The sequence below is a fragment of the Pseudomonas palleroniana genome (assembly GCF_003031675.1).
Taxonomy (GTDB): domain Bacteria; phylum Pseudomonadota; class Gammaproteobacteria; order Pseudomonadales; family Pseudomonadaceae; genus Aquipseudomonas; species Aquipseudomonas palleroniana.
In genome coordinates this window covers 327319-338243 of sequence record NZ_PYWX01000061.1, presented here as the reverse complement: position 1 = coordinate 338243, position 10925 = coordinate 327319, and the positions used below count along the sequence as shown (strand labels likewise).

Annotated in this window: 7 protein-coding genes and 1 tRNA gene; 7 read left to right on the top strand and 1 reads right to left on the bottom strand. The window is 56.2% G+C overall.

What is annotated here, in order from left to right; genetic code table 11:
* From C9383_RS21480 to C9383_RS21470, 3 genes are all read left to right on the top strand, one after another.
* Positions 1-215, top strand: a 215-nt coding sequence (locus C9383_RS21480; protein ID WP_146164705.1) for an integrase core domain-containing protein, incomplete at its 5' end; no start/stop codon positions are given.
* 597 nt (positions 216-812) lie between these two features.
* Entirely contained in the window at positions 813-5198 is a 4386-nt protein-coding gene (hyoA, locus tag C9383_RS21475; RefSeq protein WP_143038192.1) for an NACHT domain-containing antiphage protein HyoA, read from the top strand.
* Between the two features lie 553 nt (positions 5199-5751).
* A complete protein-coding gene (locus C9383_RS21470; RefSeq protein WP_090368699.1) occupies positions 5752-6060 on the top strand; it encodes a DUF3077 domain-containing protein in 309 nt (102 codons plus the stop codon).
* A 165-nt stretch (positions 6061-6225) separates the two neighbouring features.
* Here the strand turns inward: C9383_RS21470 and C9383_RS21465 are convergent.
* Positions 6226-6310, bottom strand: a tRNA-Leu gene (locus C9383_RS21465).
* A 108-nt stretch (positions 6311-6418) separates the two neighbouring features.
* Here C9383_RS21465 and queA point away from each other — a divergent pair.
* From queA to secD, 4 genes are all read left to right on the top strand, one after another.
* Complete coding sequence (queA, locus tag C9383_RS21460) at positions 6419-7483, top strand: tRNA preQ1(34) S-adenosylmethionine ribosyltransferase-isomerase QueA (protein WP_060754329.1); 1065 nt, start codon at positions 6419-6421, stop codon at positions 7481-7483.
* 5 nt (positions 7484-7488) lie between these two features.
* Positions 7489-8604 carry a tRNA guanosine(34) transglycosylase Tgt gene (tgt, locus tag C9383_RS21455; protein ID WP_162493821.1) on the top strand — a complete coding sequence of 372 codons (1116 nt, stop codon included), beginning with the start codon at positions 7489-7491 and terminating at the stop codon, positions 8602-8604.
* Positions 8605-8647: 43 nt separating this feature from the next.
* Complete coding sequence (gene yajC, locus C9383_RS21450) at positions 8648-8986, top strand: preprotein translocase subunit YajC (RefSeq protein ID WP_003175975.1); 339 nt, start codon at positions 8648-8650, stop codon at positions 8984-8986.
* Between the two features lie 62 nt (positions 8987-9048).
* The gene (gene secD / locus C9383_RS21445; protein WP_090368703.1) at positions 9049-10917 is read left to right on the top strand and encodes a protein translocase subunit SecD; all 1869 of its coding nucleotides are present in this window, start codon (positions 9049-9051) and stop codon (positions 10915-10917) included.
* Positions 10918-10925 lie beyond the last annotated feature (8 nt).

Here is a 10925-nt window from a genome sequence, read left to right as displayed (position 1 = left end):
AAAGTATGAGCCGTAAAGGCGAGTGCTGGGACAATGCCCCGATGGAGCGTTTCTTTGGTAGTTTGAAGTCCGAGTGGGTGCCTGAAGCGGGCTACCAACTGGAGCATGAGGCCCGGGCAGATGTGCAGCGCTATGTCTCGCGCTACAACATCAGCAGGCCTCACAGCTATAACGACTACAGGTCGCCGGTCGTGAAGGAAAGGTTGGCGGCGTGAACCGTAATCAGTGTCCAAGATTACTTGACCAGTTCACCCCGCTGTCTAATCAAAGCCAAGAACATGATCGATCTCCTATCGCTGGAGGAGCAATACTGATGGGGCTCGGGGGGATACCCTAATAAAACCGTGTTACGGGTGTGACGATATTTTTTAAGTATATGTTTTTAAATGATTTATTGTGCATCACACAGCTGTGTTTCGTTTGCCGATAGACGTGTTATAGGGCAAATAGGTGTTACATCAAGAACTGCTCTGCGAGGAGCGGCTTATGATGATCGGACTAGAGTCTTTAGCTTAGAAGGGCCGCTACCGGCCGAGGCTGTGTAAAAACGTTTTTGAGTAGGTCTCTCGGTGTGAACCGGAACAAAAACCGCACTCCTACTCAAATTTCAGGTCAGCTGACTAACCAAATGCGGGCAGATTTTGCGTAGCAACGCACACGTCAAAACGGAGTTTGCGTTTTTACACTGCCTCGGCCACAAGCGGTCATTTAGCCTATCTACCAAAACGATGGGGCGCTCAGTCTGCAATTTTGCAGACACCGTTTGAGAAATGAACTACAAAAGCCCTATTTCGTCCCTCGGCGTTCTCTCTATGAGCTCAATCACTACTCAGTCCTCACGTATTCGACGCGCCTTTGGCACCCTCTCTCAAGAAAAGGCCGCAGACATTGAGAATCTGATACTGCGCGACCAGCTTGGTTTGACTCCAACCATCGACTGGGACGAGCTACTGAAGTCCATGCGCGTGTTGATTGTTTCTGAGGCAGGGACGGGCAAAACATTTGAGTGTCGGGCTCAACACCAGCAGCTCTGGAAAGGAGGTGAGCCGACGTTTTTCCTAGAATTATCAGACCTGGCGCAGTCTCCATTCGAGGATCTCCTGTCTCAGGAGGAAGAAAGCCGGTTCCATGCTTGGCAGATAAGCCAGTCCGACGTCGCTACATTTTTTTTGGATTCAATCGATGAGCTACAGCTCACGCTGGGTTCATTCAAGGTCGTATTAAACAAGCTGAGCAAAAAGCTTCAGGGGAACCTGGACAGGGTTCGCATCGTCATTACGACCCGGCCGATTCCCGTGGATCAACATTTGATTCGTCGATATTTTCCGTGCCAGATCAGCCTCGAAGATACCGCTTCGCCAAGCGCAGAGCGATTTGCTGAGGTCGCATCAGGCCAAGGGAAACAAAAAGATACAGAAGAGGACGGGGATCGCGCAGCAGAGCTTCTTATCGTCATGCTACACCCATTGTCTGACACGCAAATTCGAGAAATGGCTGCCACTCAACTAGTGACGGATATCGATAGTTTTGTCGCCTCCATTCGTGAGAAGAACGCTCAGGATTTTGCCAGGCGCCCGCAAGACCTGATTGAGCTCTGCGCTGACTGGCGAGCCTCAAGAAGCATCCGAACCCATCGGGAGCAGGTTTCACAAAACGTCCAGGTGAAGCTCAAAGCACGCATTGATCGACCTGACGAGATATCTCCTGCGCGTGCGCTGGAGGGCGCTAGCCGACTTGCCCTCGCCGCTCTGCTGGCCCGTAAGTTGACGATCCGTCACAACACGGAATCCGATTTGGAGGCCAACCCGCAGTCAATCGCATTAGATCCTGGTCGGGTACTGAGCGACTGGAGTGCCAAAGATATCCAGATTCTTTTGGAACGTAGTATTTTTGGGTTTGCAAACTATGGGCGCGTCCGGTTCCACCATCGATCGGTAGCGGAGTACCTGGCGGCTTATCGCCTCAACAATCGCTTATCTGCTGGCATGTCGCTTAAAGCCGTCAAGCGCCTCTTGTTTGCTGAGACATCACACAACATCAAAGTCATCAAACCATCCATGCGACCAATAGCCGGGTGGTTAGCGGAGTCGAACCCCAGTATTTTCGAAGAAATTCGAGATCGAGAACCGGAGGTTCTGCTTTCTGAGGGTGATCCAGAGTCTCTGAGCCCAGAGCGGCGAGTCGAGGCGCTTCAAGCTTTTGTCTCTCGGTACGGCGATGGGGGCTGGCGCGGACTGAAAATACCGTCGTTGCAGGTTAGCCGTTTCGCTTCACAAGATTTGTCCTCAACGGTTAGGGAGATGCTGGAGCGGGGGATTGAGAATACTGAAGTTCGACAGCTACTGCTTCAGCTCGTTGCATACGCAGAGATGCGTGATTGCAGTGACCTTGTGTATGCGATCGCCACGGATCCGTCAGTAGAAGATGACGAGCGTCTGACTGCGATCGACGCCCTCGTGCAGTTGACTGATCCGCGCTTATCAACGCTCGCACGAGAAATGCAGGAGCCTTCTGAGCGTTGGTCAGAGCGACTCATTCGTGGGGCTATAAATGAGCTTTTCCCAGTCTATTTGGAACCCGAAGTGCTGGTGCAATTGCTAGCCAGCTTATCGGTGGTGACGAATCCGGCAAGCGGGCGAATGGGGTATTTAACACGAACGGTACGGGACGCCAACCTCAGCGCCGATGAGCTCCAGCGACTCTTTGACGCGCTCTCGATCCAGCTTAATGAAAACGTATCTTGGTCAGAAGATTGGCCGCATATCTGCGTATTACGTCCTGATTTTGTACCGTTGCTCGCTATCGCGGGGCTGCGGCTCTCTATACTGGGGCTGGCCACTCAGAGGGTAGTCGAAGGACTTGTTCTCGCCTTGGCGATAGCCTCATCACTTCACCTTCGCGGTGAACACTTCAAATCGATCAGGGCGATGTTTGCCAGTGCGCCTTCGCAGATAAGAGAGCTTGTGTTTTCCAGCGAGGATAACCTACGGCAACGACTTAAAGCTAAAAACGAACCCTGGCCACGGTTATACGCATCGAATTCTAGCGGAGCGATATACCTGAATCATGCCCAGGATTCTGAATGGATTCATGCGGCCCTGGCCGACCGTCAGAGCCCTCTCGACATGCGCCAACTTATGTTGGAAGCATCACTCATGCATGCGGCTGATCATTCTCAGGAATGGACGAGCTACGTTGAGACGCTCAGGCCTCTAGTTACTGACAATCCGACCTTACTGGCGAGGATAGATGCAGCGTTGCAGCCACCAAGCAAGTCTGCGCAGATGTTGGAATATGAGAGGCGTGATGCGGAGCGTGAGCTTGTAGCCGCGCGTCGTGCCAGCGACGAGAGCCAGTACTGGATGGACTTCTGGCAACAACTGATTGACGATCCAGAGGGGGTGCTGGATTCTCCTGTTGGCGAGCGTACGTTGGAAGAGCTGTGGGACATCATGGAAAGGGCACCTGGGTCGAACCAGGTATCTAGCTGGAACAGACGTTTTCTGGAGCAGCACTTTGGCACTTTGGTCACCAAACATTTGCGCGCCAGGATGCGTACGCTATGGCCGACACAATGCCCGACCTTACCCATGGATCGAACGCAAGACGAAGTCCATGTTGTTCAGGTTCGCTGGCAACTTGGACTGACGGCGCTATGGGCGGAAGCCGAAGATCCGCTTTGGGCAACAAAAATCAGCGAAGCACAGGCTTGGACTGCTGCACATTACATCCCACTGGAGTATCTGGGCTGCCCTGCGTGGATAGAGCAGCTCGCAAAAGCGTTTCCTGATGTCGTTCAGAGCGTCCTTGGCAGGCAATTGCGATGGGAGCTCGAAAAGGTTAGCGGACATGGTGATTATTTCAACGTATTAAACGTCGTCAAAAATTCCTCATCATTCGTCGCACAGCTTTTCATCGTCGATTTGCAAAGCTGGATGAGCTTTTTTATAGAGCCGGTTCAGACTGAAGACAGTGGCCCTGCTATATGGGAGCGGCCAAAGTCGGTCTTGGCAATACTCATGAGCCAAAACGTCGAGGGCGACCGAGTCTTACTTCGCGATACTGTATTGGAAAAATTGCGAGTGGCCGGCAAACCAACGTTCGTCCACCTGTGGCTGTCTGCGCTTTTCGCCTTGGACCCTGAAGCGGCTACCCTCGAGTTGGCACGACTTCTTCTACAAATAGTCCCAGCGGCCGAGGGGCCCGGAGTCGACTTTTTTTCCAGTGTATTTGGAGGCCGATGGAGCAGATGGTCTTTTGATCTGGGGGGCGAAAATTTCACTGTCAGCCAGCGCGTACGGCTCTTGCGACTCGCCTACCAGCATGTCCGTCCCAGAGATGATCTGCACAGGGAAGGGACGTTTACGCCTACAACGCGAGACCATGCAGAGCAGGCGCGTAATACTCTGTTAAGTGCTGTGCTCGCGCTGACGGGGCCCGAAGCCTGGGCTGCAAAGATGGAGTTGGTTGTCGATCCACTCTTTGCGCATTTCAGAGATAGACTCGCACTTTTGGCGAAGCAAAAAGCAGCGGAGGAAATGGATAAGGCCGAGATGACTGAGGACGAAATTTCTCTTCTGGACGACATCGGCGAAGCACCTCCCAAGACCCGCGATGAAATGTTTGGTTTGATGCAGGACAGGTTGGACGATATCGATGACCTGCTACTGCAGGATGTGTCCCCTCGTGAAAATTGGGCGAATATAAAATCAGAAAAACTCATGCGCCGGGAAATTGCTCGGCGGTTGAGGGATACAGCGAACGAACTTTACACCGTTGATCAAGAGGCTGTGACTGCCGATGAGAAAGAGACGGACGTACGAATGCGCTCTTCGTCCGGCCAGCAAGCGACAATTGAATTAAAAGTAGGTGAGAACGGCTGGTCTGGTGCAGTGTTGAAACGCACCTTGCGCGATCAGCTGTTGACTAAATATATGGCGGCTGACAGCTGCAAAACTGGCTGTTTGATGCTGACCGTAGCGTCCTCGCGACAATGGGAGCACCCTGATACTGGCGCAAGGATCGACCTTGGACAGTTAAGGACCATGTTAGAAGAAGAAGCCGGTCAAATTATGGAAGAGGTGGGCCACGAAGTCCGGATTCTTGTAAAAATACTGGATCTTCGACCTCGGCTTAATACCGAGTCGGCCACAGAGGTCAATGACGACGCCCCTGATCAACAGGGAATTGGTGATTAGTAGGCACCTTAGAGCGGTCGCGTCTAGCCGATAGCAGCCGCGCACGAATGAATGCTATTGGCCGATTGCTACTCGTCACAAACGGCAAAAAACGGCCAAAAGCTGCCACTCAGTCCTTCATGTAATCGGGGTCATACCACGTTTCTTCCTCCAAACCCTCGCAACCCTCAAGCAGTCCACCGGAAATCTCTAGCCACAGATACTAACTTTCATCTCCCGTCGTTCCCGCGCTACCTTCTCCCCGTCGCTACCAACCCAGCGACCGGACTTGAGAATCCGAGAAACAATAGGCGCATAGGCGCCACCATCCATTAGACTGTTGGCGCTTTTTTGTGCTCGCATGTCTGTGTCATGGCGGCTATGCGTGGGAGACCTTCGGGTCTGCCGGGTTCCTATTGTCCCGGTTTCTCAGCCCGCGCATAGCTGCCACCCATTCGCATGAGAAACGAACGTGGCAGCTCTCTACATTAGGAGCTCAAACAATGAACGTTTCTGACAGGTCGTACCCGCGCAGTACCGTAATCGACACCGCCGCTCAGGTCGGAGGTGGCCAATGATCAACCCACCCCCAAACAAAACTCTCGGCATCATCACCTTCTCCACCTGCGGCAAACACCCCAACCTCCACCGCCTATTCCGCGTCAATTCCGGTGTACCCATCCGCGATGCCCTGGAGCACGCTTCCGAACTGCTCCACTGTTCAAAAATGCTCGCCTTGGATGCCGCCATGGACACAGGCGCCGATCGCTTTGCCTGGGCGGCGCATTATTTGGGGGAGATGGCGAAGGCGGTGGTGGATGATTTGGCGAATGGGATGTTGCCGAATGGAGTGGCGGAGGAGGGGGATGCGGGTGGTGTGTAGACGGGGAATTTGAGGTGTTGGGGCGGGTGTCTTCGCAGGCAAGCCAGCTCCTACAAAGGGATTGTGTTTCAGGTTGATTGTGGGCGGTGAATAGTCATTCCGGTGGCCGCGCACTTTTCTGCAGACGAAAAAAAAGACCTTGAATTTCAAGGTCTTTTTTTAAGATGGTGCCCCGAGGGAGACTCGAACTCCCACTCCTTTCGAAAACGGATTTTGAATCCGCCGCGTCTACCAATTCCGCCATCAGGGCTCAATGGCGGCGAAGTATAGAGATGAGATTACCGTTGGTCAATCACGTTTCATGGTCTATTTTCACTATTTCCGCTAGACTTCCCGGCCCTGCTAGACGAACCCCATCATGCGCGTTGCTGACTTTACTTTTGAACTCCCGGATTCGCTGATTGCTCGCCACCCTTTGGCCGAGCGTCGCGCCAGCCGACTGCTGACCCTGGACGGGGTCAGTGGTGCCCTCGCACACCGTCAATTCACTGATTTGCTTGAGCATTTGCGCCCAGGCGATCTGATGGTGTTCAACAATACCCGGGTGATTCCGGCGCGGCTGTTTGGCCAGAAAGCTTCCGGCGGCAAGCTGGAAATTCTGGTGGAGCGGGTGCTGGACAGCCATCGCGTGCTGGCCCATGTGCGCTCCAGCAAGTCGCCGAAACCGGGCTCGGCCATCTTGATTGATGGCGGTGGCGAAGCCGAGATGGTGGCGCGTCATGATGCGCTGTTCGAACTCAAGTTCGCCGAGGAAGTGTTGCCGTTGCTGGAACGTGTCGGCCACATGCCGCTGCCTCCTTATATAGACCGCCCCGACGAAGACGCGGACCGCGAGCGCTATCAGACGGTTTACTCCCAGCGCCCGGGCGCGGTCGCCGCGCCCACGGCCGGGCTGCATTTCGACCAGCCGCTGCTGGAGGCGATTGCCGCCAAGGGCGTCGAGACCGCCTATGTGACCCTGCACGTGGGGGCCGGCACGTTTCAGCCGGTGCGTGTGGATAACATCGAAGACCACCATATGCACAGCGAGTGGCTGGAAGTCGGCCAGGATGTGGTGGATGCGGTCAACGCCTGCAAGGCCCGTGGCGGGCGCGTCGTGGCGGTGGGCACCACCAGTGTGCGGTCGCTGGAGAGCGCGGCGCGTGATGGCGTGCTCAAGCCGTTCAGCGGCGACACCGATATCTTTATCTACCCAGGCCGGCCGTTCCATGTGGTCGATTGCCTGGTCACCAACTTTCATTTGCCGGAATCCACGCTGTTGATGCTGGTGTCGGCATTTGCCGGTTACCCGGAAACCATGGCCGCTTATCAAGCCGCCATCGCCAACGAGTACCGTTTTTTCAGCTACGGTGATGCGATGTTCATCACCCGCAACCCGGCGCCGACTGCTCCTGGAGAAGCCGGCCCTGAGGAACAGCCATGAGTCGTATGTCGTTTGAATTGCTCGCCACCGACGGCAAGGCCCGTCGCGGGCGCCTGACCTTCCCGCTTGGCACGGTGGAGACCCCGGCCTTCATGCCGGTCGGCACCTACGGCACCGTCAAGGGCATGCTGCCGCGCGATATCGTCGCCACCGGCGCCGAGATTATCCTGGGCAACACCTTCCACCTATGGCTGCGCCCGGGCACGGAAGTGATCAAGAAGCATGGCGACCTGCACGATTTCATGAAGTGGCAAGGCCCGATCCTCACCGACTCCGGTGGTTTCCAGGTGTTCAGCCTGGGTGCCATGCGCAAGATCAAGGAGGAGGGCGTGACCTTCGCCTCGCCGGTGGATGGCTCCAAGGTGTTCATGGGCCCGGAAGAGTCGATGCAGGTGCAGCGTGACCTGGGCTCCGACATCGTGATGATTTTCGACGAATGCACGCCGTACCCGGCCGACGAAGACGTGGCGCGGGTGTCCATGGAGCTGTCGTTGCGTTGGGCCCAGCGCTCGAAGAATGCCCATGGCGACAACACTGCGGCGCTGTTCGGTATCGTGCAGGGCGGCATGCATGAAAACCTGCGCAAACGCTCGCTGGAAGGCCTGGACAAGATCGGCTTTGACGGCCTGGCCATCGGCGGTCTGTCGGTGGGCGAGCCCAAGCACGAGATGATCAAGGTGCTGGATTACCTGCCGGGCCTGATGCCGACTGACAAACCTCGTTACCTTATGGGCGTTGGCAAACCGGAGGATCTCGTAGAGGGTGTGCGCCGCGGGGTGGACATGTTCGATTGCGTGATGCCAACCCGTAATGCCCGCAATGGGCATCTGTTCATCGACACCGGCGTGCTGAAGATCCGTAACGCGTTCCATCGCCATGATGATTCGCCGCTGGATCCCACCTGTGATTGCTACACCTGCCAGAACTTCTCCCGTGCTTATCTGCACCATCTGGACAAGTGCGGAGAAATGCTGGGTAGCATGTTGAATACCATCCACAATTTGCGTCATTACCAAGTCCTGATGGCTGGTTTGCGCGAGGCTATTCAACAGGGTACATTGGCCGCCTTCGTCGATGCCTTCTATGCCAAGCGCGGGCTGCCTGTGCCGCCCTTGGACTGAGTTTTCCGACCCTAAGATTCACTATTTGCAACTGGAGTGCTAAATGAGCTTTTTTATCTCTAACGCCATGGCTGACGCCGCTGCGCCTGCCGCTGCCGGCCCTATGGGCGGTGGTTTCGAGTGGATTTTCCTGGTCGGCTTCCTGGTCATCTTCTACCTGATGATCTGGCGTCCACAGGCCAAGCGTGCCAAAGAGCAGAAAAACCTGCTGGGCAGCCTGCAGAAAGGTGACGAAGTGGTGACCACTGGCGGTATCGCCGGCAAGATCACCAAGGTTTCCGATGCTTTCGTGGTACTGGAAGTCTCCGACACCGTAGAAATGAAGTTCCAGAAGGGCGCTATCGCCGCCACGCTGCCAAAAGGCACGCTCAAAGCGATCTAAGTAACAACCTTTACCAATCGACGGGGCGCGCAAGGCGCCCCGCGTTATAAGCGGGCGGCGTGATGCTGAACAAATACCCTCTGTGGAAATACGTACTGATCCTGGCGGTGCTGGCGATCGGTTTTATTTATTCCGCTCCCAATCTCTATCCTGATGACCCGGCGATCCAGATCACCGGTGCCAGCACTTCGCTGCAAGTCAATCAGGCTGACCTGGAACGCGCGAGCAAAGCGCTCACCGACGCTGGTATCCAGGTCAAGGCGGCAACACTGTCGGCTGATGCGAAGGGCGGCTTGCTGCGCCTGACCAAGGCCGAAGACCAATTGCCGGCCAAAGACGTGGTGCGCAAGGCCATGGGTGACGACTACGTTGTCGCGCTCAACCTGGCACAGACCACGCCTACCTGGCTGCGCAAGATCGGCGCGCATCCGATGAAGCTGGGCCTGGACTTGTCCGGTGGGGTGCACTTCCTGCTGGAAGTCGACATGGACAAAGCCCTCGACGCTCGCCTGAAAGTCTACGAAGGCGACGTGAAGAGCCTGCTGCGCAAAGAGAAGTTGCGTTATCGCAGCCTGCCGCAGCTCAACGGTGCCATCCAGCTGGGCTTCTCTGACGAAGCTTCCCGCGAACAGGCCCGTGCGCTGATCCGCAAGAACTTCAACGATTTCGACATCGTACCGGCCGACCTGAACGGTCAACCTGTACTGCGTCTGGCGATGACCCCGGCCAAGCTGGCGGAAATCCGCGAATACTCCATCAAGCAGAACTTGACCACGGTACGTAACCGCGTCAACGAGCTGGGCGTGGCCGAGCCGATCGTTCAACGCCAGGGCGCCAACCGCATCGTGGTTGAGCTGCCGGGCGTACAGGACACCGCTGAAGCCAAGCGTATCCTGGGTAAAACTGCCAACCTGGAATTCCGTCTGGCCGCTGAGCCGGGGGCTTCCCGCGCCACTGCCGAGGAATTCGAGTTCCGTGAAGGCAACCGTCCTCCGGCTCTGATCGAGCGTAGCCTGATCATTACCGGTGACCAGGTGACCGACGCCAAGGCCGGTTTCGGCGAGCACGGTACTCCTGAAGTGAACATCCGCCTGGATGGCCACGGCGGCGAACTGATGAGTCGCGCCACGCGCAGCAACGTCGGTCGCAGCATGGCGGTGATCTTCATCGAGCAGCGCCCGGTGACCACCTACACCAAGCAAGTGGTCAACGGTGTCGAGAAAGACGTACCGGTGCAGAGCTTCAAGGAAGAGAAGAAGATCATCAGCCTGGCGACCATCCAGTCGCCGCTGGGTGCTCAATTCCGCATCACCGGCCTGAACGGCCAGGGCGAGTCGTCCGAACTGGCACTGCTGCTGCGTGCCGGTGGCCTGGCTGCACCGATGTACTTCGCTGAAGAGCGCACCATCGGCCCGAGCCTGGGTGCCGACAACATCACCAAAGGTATCGACGCCGCCTTGTGGGGCATGCTGTTCGTGTCGCTGTTCATCATCGCCATCTACCGCTTCTTCGGCATCATCGCCACCGTGGCCCTGGCGGGCAACATGGTGATGCTGCTGGCGCTGATGTCGTTGCTGGGCGCTACGCTGACCCTGCCGGGTATCGCCGGTATCGTGCTCACCATGGGTATGGCGGTAGACGCCAACGTGCTGATCTTCTCGCGGATTCGTGAAGAGATCGCGGCGGGCATGAGCGTACAGCGTGCAATCAACGAAGGCTTCGGCCGGGCATTTACCGCGATTCTCGACTCCAACCTGACCACCTTGCTGGTCGGCGGGATTCTCTTTGCCATGGGCACCGGCCCGGTCAAGGGTTTTGCGGTCACCATGTCCCTCGGTATCTTTACCTCGATGTTCACGGCCATCATGGTGACCCGCGCAATGGTCAACCTGATCTTTGGCGGGCGTGACTTCAAGAAGTTGTGGATTTAAGGGGCTGC

Excerpts from the sequence above, each read along its gene's own strand:
- secD (WP_090368703.1), top strand. The coding sequence starts at position 9,049 with ATGCTGAACAAATACCCTCTGTGGAAATACGTACTGATCCTGGCGGTG.
- queA (WP_060754329.1), top strand. The coding sequence starts at position 6,419 with ATGCGCGTTGCTGACTTTACTTTTGAACTCCCGGATTCGCTGATTGCT.
- yajC (WP_003175975.1), top strand. The coding sequence starts at position 8,648 with ATGAGCTTTTTTATCTCTAACGCCATGGCTGACGCCGCTGCGCCTGCC.
- C9383_RS21470 (WP_090368699.1), top strand. The coding sequence starts at position 5,752 with ATGATCAACCCACCCCCAAACAAAACTCTCGGCATCATCACCTTCTCC.
- tgt (WP_162493821.1), top strand. The coding sequence starts at position 7,489 with ATGTCGTTTGAATTGCTCGCCACCGACGGCAAGGCCCGTCGCGGGCGC.
- hyoA (WP_143038192.1), top strand. The coding sequence starts at position 813 with ATGAGCTCAATCACTACTCAGTCCTCACGTATTCGACGCGCCTTTGGC.